This is a genomic window from Bacillus cereus group sp. RP37 (genome assembly GCF_040459695.1).
Lineage (GTDB): Bacteria > Bacillota > Bacilli > Bacillales > Bacillaceae_G > Bacillus_A.
On sequence record NZ_JARVHP010000001.1, the window covers coordinates 3933778 to 3952971 of the forward strand.

Sequence of the window (19194 nt, forward strand, 5' to 3'; positions counted from 1 at the left end):
TCGATTAGCGAGGCTTTGTAGAAGCCAATGCGCGTAATTGTTTCACCTCATGTGGTGTCAATTCTCTCGCATCACCAGGTCGCAGGCTTCCTACTTCTAAGAAAGCATAGCGTTCACGCTTTAGTTTCACTACTTTACAATCTAAAGCTTCAAACATACGACGTACTTGACGGTTACGTCCTTCATGAATTGTTAATTGTACAATCGCCATTTCTTTACGCTTGTCCCAAGAAATAATTTTCACATTTGCTGGTGCTGTTTTTCCGTCTTCTAATGTAACACCGCGTTCTAACATGCGAATTTTCTCACCTGTTAGTGGACCCTTTATTTTTGCAACATATGTTTTTTCAACTTTATATCTAGGGTGCATTAATACGTTTGCGAAGTCCCCATCGTTTGTCATTAATAATACGCCAGACGTATCATAATCTAAGCGTCCGATTGGGAATAAACGTTGTGTAATATCCGGGAAAAAGTCTGTTACAACATTTCTTCCTTTATCATCTGATACACTTGAAATTACGCCAGTTGGTTTATATAGTAAAAAATAAACAGGTTCTTCTTTTTCAAGAGGGATGTTATTTACTTCTACTTTATCTTGAGGAGTTACTTTCGTTCCTAACTCCTTCACTATTTTTCCGTTAACTTTCACTTTTCCTTGCTGAATTAATTCCTCAGCCTTTCTTCTCGATGCAATACCTGCTTGCGCAATCACTTTTTGTAATCGTTCCATTTCTTTTTTTCACCTCGAATTTATCTTACCTTACATTAGAAAGACTTGGCAACCGCATACGCTTGACGGCTTTTCGCTTCATCTTACTTAAACAACATAGCGATGATAATAAACATATAAAGGTAAAATCATGTTTTTACCTTTTATTATTGTCCATCTTTTTCATATTTCTCACAATAAAAGTTCATCATTTTGTCAAAAATACCGCATAAAAAAACCACTATTAAGCAGCACCTTAATAGTGGTCGTATACATATTATAAGCGAAATAGCATAAAAAATGAATAGCATTACTTAAACATTAAAGAAACAAACACAATTGAGCAAATAATTCCGATTAAATCGGCAAACAGTCCAACCTTTAATGCATCTCCCATTTTCCTAATACCAACAGCTCCGAAGTATACTGTTAAAATATAAAAAGTCGTATCTGTACTACCTTGCATCGTAGAAGCTAGTCTTCCAATAAACGAATCTGGTCCATATGTAGCAATTAAATCTGTCGTGATACTTAAACCAGCAGATCCCGAAATCGGACGTATAAGTGCAAGTGGAACGATTTCTGCTGGAACATGAATCAAATCTAACATCGGCTTCATTACAGATATCATTGCATCTAACGCACCTGAAGCTCGGAATATAGAAATAGATACAAGCATTCCAACCATAAACGGTAAAATGGACACTGCAATTTGAATCCCTTCTTTTCCTCCCTCAACGAACGATTCATACGTCGGCACTTTCTTTATCGTGCCATATAAAAGGATAAAACCGATTACACAAGGGATTACCCATAATGAAATGGTATTTACAATACTCATTTTTTCCGCCCCTTTCTACTCCTTCTTCGGTAAAAATAGCGGTCAATCCAGATTGCTCCAATCATAGAGAGTACTTGTGCAATGAATGTTACCCCAACAATTTCAGTCGGATTCGCTGATTCATAAGTCATTCGAATTGAAATGACGGTCGTAGGAATTAAAGTAATAGCTGATGTATTTAATGCAAGAAACGTCACCATAGAACGACTGGCCGAATCTTTCCCTCCATTTAACTCTTTCAGTTGTTCCATCGCTTTAATACCAAGAGGGGTCGCTGCATTACCTAACCCAAAAAAGTTTGCCATCATATTCGATAAAATAAATCCCATTGACGGATGATCCTTTGGTATTTCTGGAAACAACCTTTTTACTATCGGCATAAAAAGTGACACTAACTTTTTTAACAATCCTGCTTCCTCTGCAATTTTCATTAAACCGAGCCAAAATACTAATACACTAATAAGTCCTATACAAATTGTTACTGCATCTTTTGCCCCGTCAAATACGGCTTTATTTATTGCTTCCATCGTTCCATTTATCATGGCATATACAATCCCTATGACTGCCATCGCTACCCATACGAGATTAACCATCGCTCCCAACACCTATCATATGAGAAAAAATTTCTTTCACATTATTCCAGTACATTCCCGTTGTAGCTACTAACTTTCGTTTACTATAAAATAAATTCCGTTCTCCAACTTTCTCATTGCCAACATAAATTTCTGTCTTTCCAACCTTTACGCCATCTTTAAGTTTTGCACTTTTATCGAGTTCAACTTTTAATACGACATTCTTTCTCTCCTGCTCAGTTAAAGGCACCGCAAAACTATTTTTCGTATAAACATGATTGGCATATTTCTTTTCAGTTATTTCAGCAAGAGCTCCTTGCCCTACAACGTTCGTTTGTTTGAAACGTTCAAAACCTTTATCAAATAAATTCATATGATCATCCCAATCACTAGAAGCGCTCAAAGTTACGACAATTAGCTCTAGTCCATCTTTTGATGCCGTTGTGACCAGCGTACGTCCTGCTTTCTTCGTAAAACCTGTTTTCCCTCCTGTTGCAAATTCATAATACGACGTCACAAGTTTATGTTTGTTTTTCCACGGATAATCCCATGAATCTGATTTATACGTTTTTGTCCCAAAAATCCTCTTAAAGGTTTCGTTCCCCATTGCATACTTTGTTAAAAGTGCCATATCATAAGCCGACGAATAATGGGATCCATCTCCATCCAAACCATGTGGATTAGAAAAGTGAGTATCTTTCATTCCAATTTGTTTCGCCTTTTCATTCATTAAATATACAAACCCTTCTATACTCCCTCCTACATTTTCAGCAATTACTTGTGCTGCATCATTACCAGATCTAAGCATGAGTCCGTATACTAAATCCTCTAACTTTACTTTCTGTCCAGGCTTTAAATAAATTGCTGAACCTTCTACTCTCACTGCTTCATTACTAACCGATACCATTTCTTTCATTTTTCCTGATTCAGCAGCTAACAAGGCAGTCATAATTTTCGTTATACTAGCAATCTTTTGTGGCTCATGTTCTGCTTTTCCGTATAATACACGACCTGACTGTTGCTCCATTAATACAGCATTTCGAGCACTGACATTACTATTCATCTTTGCATATGTAGGAATTGGCATAACGCTTGCGTACATAATAAGAAGCGTGATTATTACACAAATTCGTCTCATATTTCCCCCCACGTCCTTTTGGCACTTTTTGTACAAGTTTATGCTTGGCCTTTTAAAATATGAACGAAATCTCCCTCTCCTTCCAATAAAAAAGACGCAGAGAACCTGCGTCTAGTACGGTGTCCATTCAATTTGTTTTGCACTTTCAAATCTTTTTTCTACATCAGGCCAATTTACAACATTCCACCAGTTTTTAATATATTCATCTTTGCGATTTTGGTATTGTAAATAATACGCATGTTCCCACACGTCTAATACAAGGAGCGGTATCGTATCCCATTGTGTAAATAATTGATGAAGTGTACTCTGCAAAATTTCTAATCTTCCCGATCGTGGCACCCAAACGAGAATCGCCCATCCTGATCCTTCCACTTTAGAAGCTGCTTCTGTGAAATGTTTTTGAAAACGTAAAAAACTCCCAAAATCTTGTTCAATCTGTTGTGAAAGAGCACCCCTTGGACTTCCGCCACCATCTTTTTTCATGTTATTCCAAAATATCGTGTGTAAGTAATGGCCTGATCCATGAAAAGCCGCTTCTCTTTCCCAATGCTTAATTAGATCAAATTGATTTGTTTTTCTCGCCTCTTCCATCATCTTCTCTGCCTTATTTAATCCTTCCACGTAACTGCGATGATGTTTATCATGGTGTAACATCATAATTTCTCTAGAAATATACGGTTCTAACGCATTATACGGATAAGGTAATGGCGGGAGTGTATGCCCTCCAATTGGAACAGCTCGTTCACTATCCCCTCTTTCATATAGTTCATATTCCTCTTCTCCCTGCACGAATACTTCCTGCAAATGATGCTGAATATGTTCTACATCATCACTTATTTCATACATAAACTCTGCATCTGTATCATACTCATGCTCTTTCATACGGTCTAATAACGTTTGAATTTTATAAGCAAGCATATGGACATCATACACTTCCACTGCGCGGCTATCTAATACGTGAAGAACACTTTCACACCAACTTTCTACTTCATGAAAGTAATCTGTAAATACACCTTGCTGACTCATGTTACACCTCCTTAATGCTATCCCCTTAAATATATTCAAAGGAAATCTCTTATATAACTGCACAAAAGGAAAAGAAGCTAAGTCCCCTTAGCTTCTTTTTTCGCAATTAATATTTGTGTAACATCTTTGTTTGGTAATCCGTCTCATAATATTCTAGTTCTTCACGCATCAATTGAAATTTACCTTCTAAACTCTTCATCACTTGCTCTATAGATGCAGGTGGCGTTTGCTGAAAAACGATGGAATTTTTCCCTGTATAGGCAGACCGACTATTTTCATACCAATGATCACTCTTTGGTGAAAAAAACTCTGCAATTACTTGATGATAAATTTTATATAAAATTTTTTCAGCTGCTGTTTTTCGAAATGGCTGGCTATTTAACAAAACAAAACATGCATCATGCCCTTCTTCACAAAAAACGAGAAGACGTCTCATTGATGCTAATAACCCTTTATAATATTGTTCGTTCCCTGCTGGTGTCTCTTCTAATAAAGAAGGTAACGTATGATAATTTACATAATTGGTTATCAAAGTAATAACATCTTCTAAAAACATAGAAACTTGTTCTGTATGATTTTCAACCATTAGATTAGACATTTTTCCCTCTCCTTTGCCATTTCACGCTATTTCTACTCTTTTATTTTTATGTAATTCAGCCAATATTTCTTGTACTTTCACCACTGTTCCCGCATCAAAATATTGTTGGAATTCTTCTATATTATTTAAATACAAACGTTTTTGCATGCGAAGCTCATTCTCTTTCAGTAAACAACATATCGCTACAATATCCCGTAAATATATGTCTTGTTCTTCTACTTTACATACTGGATTTCCTTCAAAAGGAGTAATTTCTTGTAAAACTTCTTCAAAATACCGAACATATAAAACGGAAAACGTTCTCTCTTTATTATTTAATATATATGTCACTTCAGATCTATTAAAAAAATCTTCTGATGTATTAGGTTTTGCTTTCTCTAACTCGTACCCCGCATAACCTATTATAATCATCTACTTCCCCTCTCTTCCTTCTTTCAATTCATTTTAACTTAATTTTCTGACAAACGAAATACTCTTTTAAATATACCTCTTATAAAAAATAGCTTCCTTATACAGGAATTTACCTTTTTATTTTTCTTGAAGTTTGTCATAATAATATTATTGTCTCAGTTTTCTTATACAAGGAGAGTTGTATTTATGTCGTTTTCATGGAAACGTTTCTTACAAATAGGGAAATTTATCTTCCCATTTGTTGTATTAACAATTGTATTCTTTCAAGCAAAAAAAGAATTAGCAGGCATTTCTTTTTTAGAAGCAATCAATACAATTAAAAACATTCCAACCGGAGGAGTCTTTTTAGCAATTACACTTGGCGCATTTGCCGTATCAACAATGTTCTTTTATGACTATGTTATGCTTCGTTATTTAAAAGCTGATATACCAGTCCAAAAGATTTTCCGCATCTCATGGATTGCTAATACTTTAAATGGATTTATTGGCTTTGGTGGTCTCGTTGGAGCGGGTGTACGCACAATGCTTTATCGTCCATATATAAAAGAAAATGGCAAACTGATTAAAAGTATCGCCTGGATGACAACTGCTTTTATTAACGGACTCGCAATTCTTTCATTCCTCGGTCTTATTGGAATATTAGACACAAGTTTTATTTTGCATGAAAAACCGTGGCTATGGCCTGTTCTTATCTTCTTTGCTCTTTTCGTCCCTATATATATCGGCTTTTCTAAACTGAAAAATAGAAAAACAAAACAAACCGAAGGACAAGAAGAAGGAGAAGAAGAGAAAAACCCAACTGTTTTATACTCATTAGTTTCATTAGTTGAGTGGGTATCTGCTGGTATTGTTATGTACGTCATATTAATATTATTTGGCATCGATATCGAATTTCAAAAGTTTTTAGGTGTGTATGTAATTGCTGCTTTAGCTGGTGTTGTAAGTCTTGTGCCTGGTGGACTTGGTTCATTTGATCTTGTCTTTTTAACTGGACTCGGACAATATGGCATTGATACAGGCGTATTACTACCTGCAATGTTATTATATCGCCTCGTCTATTACATTTTACCTTTCTGCCTTGGTCTTATTTTTGCAGCTTTTGAAATGACAGGTGTGGCCATTAAAAAGTTTGAAGATAAACCTTTTATTGCGCCTGCATTAGAAACAACTGGTGTTATATGGACTTTGCAGCGTGACTTTCTCGGAAAGCTCGGTTCATGGGCATCTGCTGCTTTAACAGTATTTGCTGGACTAATGGTTATTTTATCGACCATTCTACCGACAAGTATAAACAGAGCACACGCCTTACATATTCTAGCTCCAAAACATCTTATTCAATTTTCTTTTAGCTTATCACTAACATTTGGTATTCTCCTCCTAATCCTTTCAAGGGGGATATATTATGGAACAAAGCGTTCTTACTATATGACGATTATTTCTTTAATCGGAGCAGCCATCTTTAATACGCTAAAAGGAATTGATATTGAAGAAACATTTATTTTATTAATCGTACTCGCTGTATTATATATGCTTCGTAAAAGATTTGTACGCGAGAAAATGGAAGTCTCACTTTCTGATATAGTAAAAGTTTTTATATTCTTACTTGTAACTTTATATTTATATAAAAACTTAGGCATTTTATTTGCAGGTGCAAAAGAAGCTTTTAAACCTGATTTTGTCGTTCGTAATATTACGCAAGTGAAACGAAGTGCATTAGCAGCTGCCTTTTTCGTTCCTACTTTTTTACTGATTGGCTCACTCATTGCCAATCGTTATCGAAATGAATTTCCCGGGCAACCAGCTAATGATAAAAGATTGCAAAACTTTTTAGAGGAACATAACGGAAATGTACTTAGTCATTTAGGATTTTTAGGTGATAAACAATTCTTCTTCAGTAGTGATGGGAAAGCGCTCCTTCTCTTCTCTATAACTGGAAAACGTCTTGTTGTACTAGGTGACCCAATTGGTGACCCTTCCTCCTACCGTACTGTGTTACAAGAGTTTTTAGCCGAAGCTGATCGATTTGGATACATTTGTGTATTCTACCAAATCGAAAGTAAATGGATGAGTTTATATCATGATTTTGGTTATAACTTCTTTAAGCTTGGTGAAGAAGCTGTCGTTGATTTGAACACATTTACAATAACAGGAAAAAAACGCGCCGGTATGCGAGCGACTTTCAACCGTTTTGAAAGAGAAGGCTATACATTCTCTATTCACCAGCCACCATTCTCAGATGAACTATATGAAGAGTTACAAAAAGTTTCAGATGCGTGGCTCGGCGGTAAAAAAGAGAAAGGTTTTTCACTCGGATACTTTGATCGTGAATATATTAGCCGAGCACCTATCGCTACATTATCTGATGCAGATGGAAAAATCATCGCATTTACAACCTTTATGCCCGTATATCAAGACGGATCATTGTCTGTTGATTTAATGCGATATTATCCAGATGCACCTAGCGGCATTATGGATGCAATTTTCATCCACCTATTCCAGTGGGCGAAAGAAAATGAATACCATTCCTTTAATATTGGTATGGCACCACTTTCAAATGTAGGTTTATCGACACAATCTTTCTGGTCTGAACGGGTTGCTGCTGCCATCTTTAATAATGTTCGTTATACGTATAGTTTCAGCGGGTTACGACATTTTAAAGAAAAATATAAACCAGCATGGAGCGGTAAATATTTAGCATTTAGAAAGAATCACTCTTTACCCATTACAATGCTCTCTGTAACGAAATTAATAGGAAAAAGAAAAAACAGCTAAACATTTAGCTGTTTTTTCTTTTTTGAACTTGTACAATAAATTCTTTTTCATATTTCTTACCGTTTATATAGAAATCTCCCCATATTTTATACGTTCCTTCTACAGGAAATGTAATGCGATATTGTAATTGCTCATCTGTATCAACAGGTATTGCATACAAAAAGTTTTCTCTCTTTTCGTCCACGATATAAAGCGCCTCCACCTCTCCTCTCTCTGCATGTAATTTCAATTTTTCACCCTTTTTCGCTTGGAATTGAAATGTTAACGTCACTGGCTCATTCGGATGCAATGCACCAAATAAAAGAGAAACTTCATACTCCCCTATTTTTTTTGTAAGTACATTATCAATTGGAAATTTTACTTTTTTCTTATTTTTCTCCTCTATTTCTTTCCCAAAATCTTTCTTCGCAAATGAGTTCACAGACTTGTTTTTGTCTTCATATAAAAATATTGTATATCCTTCATCTTTCGCTATTTTGGAAGATACCTTATATGATCCATTCCCTGCAAATGTAGGCTTCATTTGCTGTACATGTTTTAATTGTCCGTCTACAATAACTGCCCGAATTTGATCATTCACACCACGTACTTCATTATTTTTATTATTTAGTAATTGAAACGAAATATCTACTTTTTCATTTCCTTTTCCATTTGACACATCCCATTTCACTTCCTGAACATCACCTACAGTCTCTGTAGTTTCCTGATACTTCTTTATGTAAAATCCGCCTACTACAACAAATAGCAAAGCAACGAGTCCAATGACAAGATTTTTCAAAACATCACCTACCATTTTTATAGTCTCTGTTCATACAAAACTTCTTACTTATATATTCTAGATTGTGATTTATGAAATCCTCCTGTTTTGCACATATTACAAATAATAAAAAGATTTTAATTGAAAGGATTCGTAGTGTATAATGCAAATGATATTGATTTCTATCAATACATTATAAGGAGGACTTTTCATGAGTGTACATATTGAAGCAAAACAAGGCGAAATTGCTGAATCTATTCTATTACCTGGTGATCCATTACGCGCAAAATATATTGCTGAAACATTTCTAGAGGATGTTACTTGCTATAATAACGTGCGTGGTATGTTAGGTTTCACTGGAACTTATAAAGGAAAACGTGTATCTGTTCAAGGTACGGGTATGGGTGTTCCTTCTATTTCTATTTATGTAAACGAATTAATCCAAAGCTACGGAGTTAAAAATTTAATTCGCGTTGGAACTTGTGGTGCCATTCAAAAAGACGTAAAAGTACGTGACGTTATTATCGCAATGACAGCTTGTACGGACTCTAATATGAACCGTTTAACATTCCCAGGTTTTGATTTTGCACCAGCTGCAAACTTTGACCTTTTAAAGAAAGCTTACGATGCTGGAACTGAAAAAGGCTTACACGTTCGTGTTGGTAATGTTTTAACAGCAGATGTATTTTACCGCGAAAGCATGGACATGGTTAAAAAACTTGGAGAGTACGGTGTACTAGCAGTAGAAATGGAAACAACTGCTCTTTACACATTAGCAGCGAAATACGGTGTAAATGCGTTATCTGTATTAACAGTAAGCGATCACATCTTCACTGGTGAAGAAACAACATCTGAAGAGCGTCAAACTACATTTAACGAAATGATTGAAATCGCTTTAGATGCAGCAATTCAACAATAATACATTAAAGAACTCGTCATACGTCTGTCGAGTTCTTTTTATGTGACTTTTTATAAAAAACTACTTTCGAAAGAGACAGATTTTCTCCTCTATTTTTTTGTAACGTTTGTTATAATAAAGTAATCATTTTCAGTATTTCTCACAAGAGGTGACGCAGTGAAAAACAGAAGTATCGTCTTTAAACTATTTTTATTAACATCAACTTTATTTACAATCATATTCCTCCTTTTTTTCCTAGGACAATCTTTATTTTTAGAGAAATTTTATATTAATAAAAAAGTAAAAACAGTTCAAACTGCTTTTGAGAAGTTCGTAGATACTTACGAAAAAAGTGGTAAAACTTATGAGGAGATTAGAAAACTAAAACAAGAATTTCATGATAAAACAAATGCTGAAATGCAGTTTTTAAATTCTAACGGAATTATTAAAAGTGACAATAATTTCTACATTGATGTCATTAATCCTAAAAATAATAAAACATATTCCATTCCACTCAACAATCTTTTAACACCAGAAGAATATAATAAATTCGAAAACTTAGGATTGAAAAAAGATGGAGTGATAAACGTCGTCGGTTTTGTACAAGATAATATAATAACGCCACTAGAATTGACGACGAATTATAATCGATGGCAAAACGAGCATGTCAACTCAGATTTTCAATCCATTAATGGCAATCCTTCTAAAAATAGACTTACAAACCGATACAAAAATCCAACTCAAATTGATTTTACTGGTATTGTATCTAAGTTACAGCTTCCATCCAAAGCGGATGTTCGTCTTGCAAATGATCTTGAAACATTACAAGCCGTTCAATATTTTGCAGAAATTATTAGAGATGGCACTTCTAATCCGCAGCAATTAAACACTTATATACTAGATGGCGGAGAAAATATAAAGAATAGTATCTTTGTAAAACCTATTATGGAAGATGGAAAGATTAAAGAATACGCTTTTGCGATAGCATCTTTGCAACCTGTTAACGAAGCAATGCTCGTTCTAAAGGATTATTATGTCTATGCCTTAATTATCGTTTTTCTCGTAATCATTTTGTTATCCTTCTACTACTCAAAAATCATTGTGAAACCATTAATTAAAATTAATCGTGTCACAAAGAAAATGGCCAATTTTGATTTTAGCGAGAAATTACCTGTGACAGCAGACGATGAAATTGGCGGGCTTTCCGGTAGTATTAATACGTTATCTGTAAACTTAAAAGACCGAATCGATCGATTAAATGTTGCCAATACAAAATTACAACAAGATATTGAACGTGAACGTCAATTAGAGAAAACGCGAAAAGAATTCATTTCTGGTGTATCACACGAATTAAAAACACCGCTCAGTGTAATTAGAAGTTTCGCAGAAGGAATTAAAGATGGCGTTAGTAAAGATACGACGTATTATACAGATGTTATTTTAGAAGAAACTGAAAACATGAACAGACTTATTGTTGAAATGTTAGAATTAGCAAAATTAGAGTCAGGTACGTACAAACTAGATATGACGACATTCTCAATCGGCGAATTAATTCAACAAGTCTATACAAAGTTATTATTTAGTATGGAGGAAAAGCATTTACAAGTGAACATAGATGTAGACTCTTCTATATTTGTTACAGCGAATCGTAGTCGTATTGAGCAAGTGGTTGTGAACTTACTTAGCAATGCAATTCGCTATACGCCAGATGGAGAAAAAATACAAGTCTCCGTTATAGCAATGGAAGATACAGTAAAAGTCGAAATTGAAAACACGGGAAATCCGATCCCAGAAGAAAGTCTTGAAAAAATTTGGGATCGTTTCTACCGTTTAGATGCATCTCGTAGCCGTCATACTGGTGGTACTGGCCTCGGATTATCTATTGTAAAAAACATTTTAGACCTCCACCATGCCGAGTACGGTGTATATAATACGACTAATAGTGTTGTATTCTACTTTAATTTACAAAAAGTAAAAGAAGTCAAATAATTTGTCTTAATTTCACTAGGAGTTCACATGAAATTCACACTCTCCCTTTATAGTAAGAAACAAGTTAATCCTTTCCTTTACACACATAAAAGAGGAGAGTGCGTGAAATGAAACAAGCAGGACAACCTATTCAAAATGAAAAACAATTAGAAACTATCAAAAATATACTTTTACAATCTTCGAAACGTGATGGCTTATTATTCGTATTAGCTGTAAATTCTGGCTTAAAAGTAAGTGAAATCTTACAATTAAAAGTTAGTGATGTAATCGATGAACATGAAAATGTTCGCCATTCCATTTTATTTTACAATGAAAAAGTAAAGAAACATAAATGGTTTGCTGTAAATGAAGACTTACAGCACGCGATCGAAGATTACATGAAAGAACGTAAAACTTGGAAACGTAATGAACCATTATTAAAGTCTCAAAAAGGAACAAAATCTATTACGAGACAACATGCATGGTATATTTTAAACAAAGCTGCAAAAGAAGTTGGATTAGAAGGGATTAGCTCACATACACTTCGAAAAACTTGGGGATATTGTGCATACAAATCAGGTGTTGACATCGCATTTTTACAACACTTCTTTGATCATAGTACTCCATCAAAAACTTTAAAGTATATCGGTATTGCTTAATAACTCTTATACATAAAAAAGGTTACCATTTATAAATGGTAACCTTTTTTATGTTTCACATTTTCTTGTCTCTCCTATATTGTAGTGGTACTCTAATAGTAAGGGGGAGAAATTATGAACACATTAACTATTGAATTACCGAAAGATACGGCTGAAAAACTTGATTTATTAAAACAAGCTTATGAAAAGAAAACAGGTGCTTCCATTTCTGAGAGTACCCTTGTTCAAACACTTATCTCAAAAGAATTTATCCAAGCGATAACTCCTTTTGATTTACAACAATTCGTCACTGGAAGAGAACAGCAATAATTGCTGTTCTTTTTTTTGATACTTTATCAGGTGTTTACTGGAAACCTACCCCTAAAAACTTTTTATTAGGAATCTCCTTAGCATTCATGCCTCATAAAAAGTTTTTTATTTATTTTTCGGAAAACTATTGACAATGATAATGATAACCATTATCATTTATTACGAAGCCAACAATTGATGAATCAACCAAACGCTCAGTAACATTGTTACCCCTCTTTTTCATATAGAAAGGCACTGTACATTCCCCCTGTTTGTACAGTGCCTTTCTTGTTTATTATCATTCAAACAAATTTAATTGCTCAGGCTTCGGCTCACCATATGTAATGTTCATCATTTTCATAAGCTGTTTCGCATTATCCGCTGCATCTCCACCCGAATTATTATTAAATAGTACGTATATGTCCTTTGTCTTCTTTTTTAATTGCTCTAATCTTTCTACCCATTCTTCCAATTCTTTATTGTTATAACGATATAAGCAACGAACCGCTCTCCAATTTTCCCCTTTATCAAGCCACCCATGAACATTCCGACCGTGAAAACGTATAAGTGCCATGTCTGAATTCGTAACCTCTAACACGAGTGGTACCGAACCTATTCCAGCCTGTGGTTCATCACAAATTGTATGAATCCATTTCCCATGTTCTAGAAACTGTAACGTCTTATCTTTCATTTCGGGATAAAACCATGTTTGATTTCGAAATTCTATGGCACACGGTAAACCTTCCATTTTTTCTTTCGTATATCGAAGGAAATCTACATTTTTCTTTTTACAATCAAACCAAGGTGGGTATTGAAATAAAATCGTTTTTAATTTATTAGCTTCTATTAAAGGAAGAATAGATTGTTTATACACATCAAACATCTCATCGAACGTAGAATAAGGAATTTCTCCTTTCATGTGTCCCGTCATTCCTTGATATGCTTTTACGACAAAGGAAAAATCTTTCGGTGTTTCCATTGCCCACTTTGTATAGTTTCGTGCAGGCTGCATCGCATAAAATGAACTATCAACTTCCACAATAGGAAAATGCTCACTATATGTTCGTAATTTATTTCTATTTTCATAGGGATCTATATATAAAGAATCATGATCTCCCCATCCTGTCACTCCAATGAAAAGCAAATGCATCCCTCCCTTGTTAACTCTATCTTCTATTCATTCTACTCACTTCTCAAATACTTCGGCTAATCCATTACATGAAGTATCTCTTTCTTTAAGAGTATCCTTATAAAAATATGATATACTAAATGGAAGAATTTTTAAATTGAGGGGTTATCTATTTATGCTTCCAAACGATGCTATTGTATCTCATGAAAAACGAATAGAAGAACTAGAAAATAAAGTACGTTTTTATGAAGAACTTGTGAATCAATTACCACATCATTTCACATACAAAAATCCACATATTGGTTTACAAATAAAGAAAACAAGAACGACTCATTCCATTCAAAACATACAAAAAGAGAATAAAGAGGCTGATTTTCAACTTACTTGTGATTCATTGTTTTTATTTGAACAACTTGAAAAATACTTTATTCATATTTTTGATGCTTTTTCACATCATGTAACCTTTGTTGATAATAAAGGGAATATTACATTATGTAATCAAGCTGCAGCAGATGATTTTGGTGTAGTACGAAATGATATAATTGGAAAGCCAATTCAACAGTTATTAAACTTGCCAGAAGAACAAATTAAAGCTCTTGAAACATTAAGAACGGGCACAGAAATATATAATGAAGAAGTGCTAGACAAAAACTATGGTATTTTAAACAATCGAATTATTCGGGATTATAACGGAGAAATTTTTAGAGTTATTAGTGTCTTCCATTATTTAAACACAGAACGTGATGCAGAAAAATTTTCATTAGCAGGACGAATCGCAGCTGGGATTGCTCATGAAGTACGTAATCCTCTGACAACAGTACGGGGTTATTTACAATTTTTACAAGAAAGTGTTTCTCCATCTAATAAAGAATTATTTAAAAACTTACTTATTCCTGAATTAGATCGTGCAAATAGTATTATTACAAAATTTTTAGCTATTTCAAAAACACGTGAATTTACAAGAGAACCTTTTCCCATTCATACATTTTTACGTGAGTATATTCAACAGTTACTAGCTAGTGAAGTCTTTTTACATAACATTTTAATTGATTATTATTTTTCTACCGAATTAGATGATGTATTAGTTCATATTGATCGTCATGAACTTGTACAAGTTTTTTTAAACCTATTTCAGAACGCTGTCGATGCTCAAGGTGAAAAACAACTTTCTATTCAAATCACTAGTTATCGCTTAGATAACTTTATTCGAATCACTTTCACTGATAACGGAATTGGTATTCCTCCAGCTATTCAAGATTATATTTTTGATCCATTCTTCTCAACAAAAGATTCAGGAACAGGACTAGGCTTGTCAGTAACGAAGAAAATTATTCAAAATCATAACGGTACATTAAAAATGACTAGTAATCAAGATGGTACAACTTTCACTATTTCAATTCCAATTTTACCCAAAATACCCCTAGAAAGATTGAATGAATACAAATGAGGTACTCTTCCACAAACTGCATGCCAATTGTTAAATACCTCCAACAATTGGCATGCAGTTTTTTATATTGAACTTTTCTTCTTTATGTCATATAAACCTTCTCTATATTTTACTTATTTTGGCTAGATGAGCCAATTTCTTATTTTTTTAGAAATGGTAGTTTGTCCATCACGAATGTAGTATAAGTTTCATTCTAATATATAGTAATTACTATTGATTCTATGAAAGAAAGGAATGAAAAGATGAACAATAAAAATAAAGGGAAAGTATTTTATGGTAATGATTGTTGCGAAGTCAGAGCCTGTAGTCATATTAACATCTCTAAGTCCGAACTTACAGAATTCGTTAGACTGCTTCAAGCTCTTGGTCAAGCTATTCAAGCTGTCTTTCAAAACCCTTCTCAAAATATAATATAGATAACTTGATTGCCGCCCTAAATAACCTACAAAAATTCCTCAATTGCTTAGATTTGTCTCCAGCACAAAAACAAATTGGAAATTCTATTATTGCTAATCTATTAACTATTTTAAGAACAACACCTTTCTCATGCGGAGCATTGTACGTTGAACTACAAAGCTTGCTTAATTATTTACTGTATATCGCAAAGCTATTCAAAATAGATTGTTGTACTATTGACAAACTAGTTAAACTCATAACAGAGATCCAAACTATCTTAGTTCAATACGGATCAGGTTGCCTTGGAGGAGGAGCAACAGGGGCTACTGGACCTCAGGGACCGGCGGGTGCTCAAGGCGCTACGGGGGCAACAGGAGCAGCGGGTACTCCAATTCCTGTAACTATCGCAGCTTTCGGAAACTCAAATCCACAAACTATATCCCCTGGAACAAACATCCAATTCAATCAAGTTTTTGAATTAACTAATATCTCTTTCAACGATACTTCAGATACTTTAACAATTTTAGAAACAGGCGTATATGATATTAGTTTCTCAGCGTCTACAACTTTCCCAGGATCTTCACCATTTGGATTCGGTATTTCATTCAATGGCCAACCACCTACTCGTAATTTCTCAACTAACGTTATCGGTAGTGCTGTTTCTTTCTCTACAATCGTTACTTTACAAGCTGGTACAACGATTGCTGTACAGCCTACAGCAAACACTATTTCTATTCCTAACACAGGCGATACAACTGCAACACTATCCGTATTCTGAATTTACTAATTTTAAATCAATAAGTATATTTATAATAATATGTATCGTTTAGCCGTGCATTAAATCTCTCTTTATATAGAAAGGAGCACTTATTTGGGAGGATAAGTGCTCCTTCTTTACGTTTCTTTACCTCAAATTTACTCTATCTTAATCCTCATTTTGTATGATAAATAGTGAAGTCAATGATATGAAAGAGGGATGAAAATGAGAGTTATGTCACTAATACGCATTTGGTTTGCTCTTATGGTATGCATTATTTTATGTGTAGGATTTTTTTTAACTCTAAAATATTCCACTATATCAAAAGCAGAGAGAAAAACTGTTCCATACAAACTTTTGTATACAAAACAAAGTAACATCCCTTATTCCAATGCCACAAATAATGAAAAAAAAGTTATAAAAGGAATGCTTATTACGACAGCTTCTAGTTCCGAAGCACTACTTCAAATTGCCGAAACGATTAAAGATCAGTATACAAATAAAGAAATTGATGAAATCATGCTTTCTATTCACAATGAAAATAATGGTAATTACGAAGAAGAATTACCTTACGAGCCTATTAGTAAAGGAAAAATAATTATCACATACGATTCTCAATCCTTTGGCAGTACGAATGTTACACTTAACGAGTAATACCATTGATCCCAATTGATATGCGCTAATAACTAGTAGGTATATAAAGTTTCACTTAATTTTTCATACGAAAAAGAGGCGAATTTCGTTATTCGCCTCTTCCTTTTACCAAAATGATGGAATCCATTCTTTCACTTTATCAAACCACTCTTGTTGCTCTTTTTTTCTTTGTTGTTCCTCTTCTTTCCTCCTCTTCTCTTCTTCTTTTCTTCGTTTTTCCTCTTCTATTGTATTCAATTGTTTTTTATATTCAGCCTCAGATATGAGTGATAACTGGAATGCTTTTTGAGCTGGATTGGCATTCGCTTTTTTCATAATATCCCTGAACATTGTCGTCGTAATTTGACTCCCCCCTGGAACATAATGATCGCTATCTGTTTTATCATATCCTACCCAAATTGCACCTACTAAATCTGGTGTGTATCCAACAAACCATGAATCCTTTGCGCCTGTGCTTGGTCCATTTACAATTTGAGTAGTTCCTGTCTTACCTGCCGTATCAACATTATTAACTTTCGCTTTTTCGCCCGTACCCTTTTCGACAACACCTTTTAATAAATATGTCATCTTTTGAGAAATTTTCTCGCTCGTCACTCGTGTCTCTTTCTTATACCACTTTCCAATCGTTTCACCTTCCGCATTTTGTATCTCCCTAATCGCATGAGCTTCCACTTGGACACCGTCATTTGCAAATGTACTGTACGCTTGGGCCATTACAAATGGGGAGGTTCCCACATGCATCCCACCTAAAGCAATTGGATACGTACGATCTTCTGGCACTAATGGAATACCAAATCGCTCTAAAGATTTCAACCCTTTATCTAATCCAATCTGCTCTAATAGCCAAACAGCTGAAACATTGTACGACTTCGCTACTGCTTCATACATCGTTACATCACCATGAAAAGTATGATCACTATTTTGCGGTTTATATTCTTTAATATTAAATGGTTCATCTTTTAATATATCGTATACTTCATACCCTTGCTCTAACGCTGGTACATATACAGCAAGAGGCTTTAACGTTGAGCCTGGTTGTCTTTTTAATTGGGTTGCATGGTTAAACTGTAAAAACTGATACGGCCCTCTTCCTCCAACTAAAGCTGGTACACCACCTGTTTTCGGATTCATAAGAACTACACCTGTTTGCATAAGTTGATCTGAGCCACTATCTTTGAAATAACTCTCATTATTCACAACGTCTTCTACAGCCTGTTGTTTTTTCGGATCAAGCTCTGTATAAATACGATAACCACCTGCTAAAATTTCATTTTGTGTTAATTCGTACTTGTCCATCGCTTCTCTAACAATATAGTCTACATATTGAGAGTATTTCCCCTTGTATTTATCATCAACACCACGTTTCAACACAAGACCACTCTCTTTTTCTTTATTATACTGTTCGTCAGAAATATACCCTTGCTCTTTCATTAAATTTAATACAACATTACGTCGTTCGATTGATTTATTAAAGTTTTTATAAGGCGAATACGCAGACGGTGCTTTAATCAAACCTGCAATCGTTGCAGCCTCTGAAATTGTTACATCTTTTACATCTTTATCAAAATAAGACTTAGCTGCCTTTTTTATACCCCAAGCACCTTCACCAAAATAAATTTGATTCATGTACATTTCGATAATTTCATCTTTCGTATACGTACGTTCTATTTTTTTTGTTAAAAAATATTCCTTTATTTTACGCGAGAACGTGCGGTCTTGTGTCAGAAATACATTTTTCGCAAGTTGTTGCGTAATTGTGCTTCCCCCTGCTACAACTTCTCCTGCTGTAATATTTTTAAAAACTGCACTTATAATTCCACTATAGTAAATACCGTGATGGTTAAAAAATTCCTTATCTTCTACTGCAACAATTGCCTGAACCATAATATCAGGAATATCTTTCCTTTTCACGCCTTCTGTTTTAGAAGAAGCTAATTTTGTCGCGACTTCATTATTTGCATCATAAATTAAGGTCGGTTGCGGAACAGCTTGCTTTAATTCAGATATGTCTTGAATAGAAATTATTATATTTATAGCAATAAATAGAGTAGCAAGTAAACTTCCTAATACAATTAATGAATTACGAAGTTTCTTCCTCTTGTTGAACCACTCCTGTATTTTTTTCAAGTGAGTGTTCTTTAATTTCATTCGTTCACTTCCTTCGTTTGTTT

17 protein-coding genes and 1 pseudogene are annotated in these 19194 nt (G+C 34.4%); 8 read left to right on the forward strand and 10 right to left on the reverse strand.

Going from position 1 to position 19194, the window contains the following annotated elements; genetic code table 11:
* Positions 1–4: 4 nt before the first annotated feature.
* From rluB to QCI44_RS20760, 7 genes are all read right to left on the reverse strand, one after another.
* Positions 5–733, reverse strand: coding sequence for a 23S rRNA pseudouridine(2605) synthase RluB (gene rluB, locus QCI44_RS20730; protein WP_016088670.1), 729 nt, complete (start codon positions 731–733; stop codon positions 5–7).
* A 289-nt stretch (positions 734–1022) separates the two neighbouring features.
* Entirely contained in the window at positions 1023–1553 is a 531-nt protein-coding gene (spmB, locus tag QCI44_RS20735) for a spore maturation protein SpmB (RefSeq protein WP_016088671.1), read from the reverse strand.
* Positions 1550–2146 (reverse strand): spore maturation protein SpmA, encoded by a 597-nt coding sequence (spmA, locus tag QCI44_RS20740; RefSeq protein WP_000247806.1) that lies wholly within the window; start codon positions 2144–2146, stop codon positions 1550–1552. Before spmA ends, spmB begins: the two co-directional genes overlap by 4 nt.
* Entirely contained in the window at positions 2139–3263 is a 1125-nt protein-coding gene (gene dacB, locus QCI44_RS20745; protein ID WP_088083484.1) for a D-alanyl-D-alanine carboxypeptidase DacB, read from the reverse strand. The genes spmA and dacB overlap by 8 nt, the downstream gene beginning before the upstream one ends.
* 111 nt (positions 3264–3374) lie before the next feature.
* The gene (locus QCI44_RS20750) at positions 3375–4289 is read right to left on the reverse strand and encodes a superoxide dismutase (RefSeq protein ID WP_016088673.1); all 915 of its coding nucleotides are present in this window, start codon (positions 4287–4289) and stop codon (positions 3375–3377) included.
* A gap of 106 nt (positions 4290–4395) precedes the next feature.
* A complete protein-coding gene (locus QCI44_RS20755; RefSeq protein ID WP_088083483.1) occupies positions 4396–4887 on the reverse strand; it encodes a YpuI family protein in 492 nt (163 codons plus the stop codon).
* 21 nt (positions 4888–4908) lie between these two features.
* The gene (locus QCI44_RS20760) at positions 4909–5298 is read right to left on the reverse strand and encodes a hypothetical protein (protein ID WP_016133997.1); all 390 of its coding nucleotides are present in this window, start codon (positions 5296–5298) and stop codon (positions 4909–4911) included.
* 186 nt (positions 5299–5484) lie between these two features.
* Between QCI44_RS20760 and mprF the strand changes: the two genes are divergently transcribed.
* Positions 5485–8070 carry a bifunctional lysylphosphatidylglycerol flippase/synthetase MprF gene (gene mprF / locus QCI44_RS20765; RefSeq protein ID WP_016088676.1) on the forward strand — a complete coding sequence of 862 codons (2586 nt, stop codon included), beginning with the start codon at positions 5485–5487 and terminating at the stop codon, positions 8068–8070.
* A 4-nt stretch (positions 8071–8074) separates the two neighbouring features.
* Here mprF and QCI44_RS20770 read toward each other — a convergent pair whose 3' ends face one another.
* Positions 8075–8863: a hypothetical protein gene (locus tag QCI44_RS20770; RefSeq protein ID WP_016088677.1), complete on the reverse strand. Its 789-nt coding sequence runs from the start codon at positions 8861–8863 to the stop codon at positions 8075–8077.
* Between the two features lie 175 nt (positions 8864–9038).
* Between QCI44_RS20770 and deoD the strand changes: the two genes are divergently transcribed.
* The 4 genes from deoD to QCI44_RS20790 all read left to right on the forward strand — a co-directional run bounded on the left by deoD (position 9039) and on the right by QCI44_RS20790 (position 12661).
* Complete coding sequence (deoD, locus tag QCI44_RS20775; protein WP_000110708.1) at positions 9039–9746, forward strand: purine-nucleoside phosphorylase; 708 nt, start codon at positions 9039–9041, stop codon at positions 9744–9746.
* A 156-nt stretch (positions 9747–9902) separates the two neighbouring features.
* Complete coding sequence (locus tag QCI44_RS20780; RefSeq protein ID WP_016133995.1) at positions 9903–11714, forward strand: sensor histidine kinase; 1812 nt, start codon at positions 9903–9905, stop codon at positions 11712–11714.
* A 107-nt stretch (positions 11715–11821) separates the two neighbouring features.
* On the forward strand, positions 11822–12352 hold the full coding sequence (locus QCI44_RS20785) for a tyrosine-type recombinase/integrase (protein WP_000806231.1): 531 nt from the start codon (positions 11822–11824) through the stop codon (positions 12350–12352).
* Between the two features lie 114 nt (positions 12353–12466).
* Complete coding sequence (locus QCI44_RS20790; RefSeq protein ID WP_016133994.1) at positions 12467–12661, forward strand: DUF3924 family protein; 195 nt, start codon at positions 12467–12469, stop codon at positions 12659–12661.
* A gap of 277 nt (positions 12662–12938) precedes the next feature.
* Here QCI44_RS20790 and QCI44_RS20795 read toward each other — a convergent pair whose 3' ends face one another.
* Complete coding sequence (locus tag QCI44_RS20795) at positions 12939–13784, reverse strand: DUF72 domain-containing protein (protein WP_016133993.1); 846 nt, start codon at positions 13782–13784, stop codon at positions 12939–12941.
* 160 nt (positions 13785–13944) lie between these two features.
* Between QCI44_RS20795 and QCI44_RS20800 the strand changes: the two genes are divergently transcribed.
* The 3 genes and pseudogenes from QCI44_RS20800 to QCI44_RS20810 all read left to right on the forward strand — a co-directional run bounded on the left by QCI44_RS20800 (position 13945) and on the right by QCI44_RS20810 (position 17023).
* Positions 13945–15216 carry an ATP-binding protein gene (locus QCI44_RS20800; RefSeq protein ID WP_088083482.1) on the forward strand — a complete coding sequence of 424 codons (1272 nt, stop codon included), beginning with the start codon at positions 13945–13947 and terminating at the stop codon, positions 15214–15216.
* 221 nt (positions 15217–15437) lie between these two features.
* Positions 15438–16390, forward strand: a pseudogene (locus tag QCI44_RS20805) (Gly-Xaa-Xaa repeat protein).
* A 204-nt stretch (positions 16391–16594) separates the two neighbouring features.
* Entirely contained in the window at positions 16595–17023 is a 429-nt protein-coding gene (locus tag QCI44_RS20810) for a hypothetical protein (protein ID WP_088083481.1), read from the forward strand.
* Between the two features lie 105 nt (positions 17024–17128).
* Here the strand turns inward: QCI44_RS20810 and QCI44_RS20815 are convergent, their stop codons facing one another.
* The gene (locus QCI44_RS20815) at positions 17129–19171 is read right to left on the reverse strand and encodes a transglycosylase domain-containing protein (protein WP_016133989.1); all 2043 of its coding nucleotides are present in this window, start codon (positions 19169–19171) and stop codon (positions 17129–17131) included.
* Positions 19172–19194: the final 23 nt, after the last annotated feature.

Coding starts and splice junctions, on each gene's coding strand:
- spmB (WP_016088671.1), bottom strand. CDS start 1,553: ATGAGTATTGTAAATACCATTTCATTATGGGTAATCCCTTGTGTAATC.
- QCI44_RS20800 (WP_088083482.1), top strand. CDS start 13,945: ATGCTTCCAAACGATGCTATTGTATCTCATGAAAAACGAATAGAAGAA.
- mprF (WP_016088676.1), top strand. CDS start 5,485: ATGTCGTTTTCATGGAAACGTTTCTTACAAATAGGGAAATTTATCTTC.
- QCI44_RS20810 (WP_088083481.1), top strand. CDS start 16,595: ATGAGAGTTATGTCACTAATACGCATTTGGTTTGCTCTTATGGTATGC.
- QCI44_RS20815 (WP_016133989.1), bottom strand. CDS start 19,171: ATGAAATTAAAGAACACTCACTTGAAAAAAATACAGGAGTGGTTCAAC.
- QCI44_RS20770 (WP_016088677.1), bottom strand. CDS start 8,863: ATGGTAGGTGATGTTTTGAAAAATCTTGTCATTGGACTCGTTGCTTTG.
- deoD (WP_000110708.1), top strand. CDS start 9,039: ATGAGTGTACATATTGAAGCAAAACAAGGCGAAATTGCTGAATCTATT.
- QCI44_RS20790 (WP_016133994.1), top strand. CDS start 12,467: ATGAACACATTAACTATTGAATTACCGAAAGATACGGCTGAAAAACTT.
- spmA (WP_000247806.1), bottom strand. CDS start 2,146: ATGGTTAATCTCGTATGGGTAGCGATGGCAGTCATAGGGATTGTATAT.
- QCI44_RS20755 (WP_088083483.1), bottom strand. CDS start 4,887: ATGTCTAATCTAATGGTTGAAAATCATACAGAACAAGTTTCTATGTTT.
- QCI44_RS20750 (WP_016088673.1), bottom strand. CDS start 4,289: ATGAGTCAGCAAGGTGTATTTACAGATTACTTTCATGAAGTAGAAAGT.
- QCI44_RS20760 (WP_016133997.1), bottom strand. CDS start 5,298: ATGATTATAATAGGTTATGCGGGGTACGAGTTAGAGAAAGCAAAACCT.
- dacB (WP_088083484.1), bottom strand. CDS start 3,263: ATGAGACGAATTTGTGTAATAATCACGCTTCTTATTATGTACGCAAGC.
- QCI44_RS20785 (WP_000806231.1), top strand. CDS start 11,822: ATGAAACAAGCAGGACAACCTATTCAAAATGAAAAACAATTAGAAACT.
- rluB (WP_016088670.1), bottom strand. CDS start 733: ATGGAACGATTACAAAAAGTGATTGCGCAAGCAGGTATTGCATCGAGA.